This window comes from Shigella sp. FJ200513 (assembly GCF_040495915.1).
Classification (GTDB): domain Bacteria; phylum Pseudomonadota; class Gammaproteobacteria; order Enterobacterales; family Enterobacteriaceae; genus ECMA0423.
Map to the genome: position 1 here is coordinate 1 of NZ_JBDYCV010000255.1, position 838 is coordinate 838.

Below are 838 nucleotides of genomic sequence, written 5' to 3' on the forward strand. Positions count from 1 at the left end.
TGTTTTTGTCATGTGAGTCACCTCTGACTGAGAGTTTACTCACTTAGCCGCGTGTCCACTATTGCTGGGTAAGATCACATGACAGGCGAAAATCGTGGCCGGGGAAGGCCGCGAAAGACAGAAAGTACCTATGCAGATACTCGTAATGATCTGATCCGCAGTGGCCTTGAACTGCTGACGCAGAATGGTTTTCTTGCGACGGGAGTCGATGCCATTGTTAAAAATGCCAATGTCCCTAAAGGCTCATTTTATTACTACCTTAAGAGTAAAGAGGATTATGCTGTCAACGACGGATGAAAAGTGATCCACTTATATCTCCACCAACGGCCCAATATTGATCCACCGTTTTACTCAGGATTAGCTTCTGCTATAACCCCGGCCTTTCGTTTCTGTCTGAGTCGATAGCTTTCTCCTTTGATTTGAACGATATGTGAGTGGTGTAAGATACGGTCCAGCATCGCTGAGGTCAGTGCTGCATCACCGGCGAACGTTTGATCCCACTGCCCGAACGGCAGATTGGATGTCAGGATCATTGCGCTCTTTTCGTAACGTTTAGCGATGACCTGGAAGAACAGCTTTGCTTCTTCCTGACTGAACGGCAGATAGCCTATTTCATCAATGATGAGCAGGCGGGGGGCCATTACTCCACGCTGAAGCGTCGTTTTATAACGGCCCTGACGTTGTGCCGTAGATAACTGAAGTAACAGATCTGCGTAAGCGTCAACGGAGCACCGTATTGACGCTTATTTATTGGTGAGTACTGAACCGCCCCGGGAATCCTGGAGACTAAACTTCCTGAGAAAGAGGTAAACAGGATGACTAAAAATACTCGTTTTTC

Annotated in this window: 1 protein-coding gene and 1 pseudogene; one reads left to right on the top strand and one right to left on the bottom strand. The window is 47.4% G+C overall.

Annotated elements, in window-relative coordinates; all coding sequences use genetic code 11:
* The first annotated feature begins 78 nt into the window (after positions 1-78).
* Positions 79-297 (top strand): TetR/AcrR family transcriptional regulator, encoded by a 219-nt coding sequence (locus ABZJ92_RS22040; RefSeq protein WP_000145481.1) that lies wholly within the window; start codon positions 79-81, stop codon positions 295-297.
* Between the two features lie 50 nt (positions 298-347).
* Here the strand turns inward: ABZJ92_RS22040 and istB are convergent.
* A pseudogene (gene istB, locus ABZJ92_RS22045) lies at positions 348-713 on the bottom strand (IS21-like element IS100kyp family helper ATPase IstB); the annotation flags it as partial.
* Positions 714-838 lie beyond the last annotated feature (125 nt).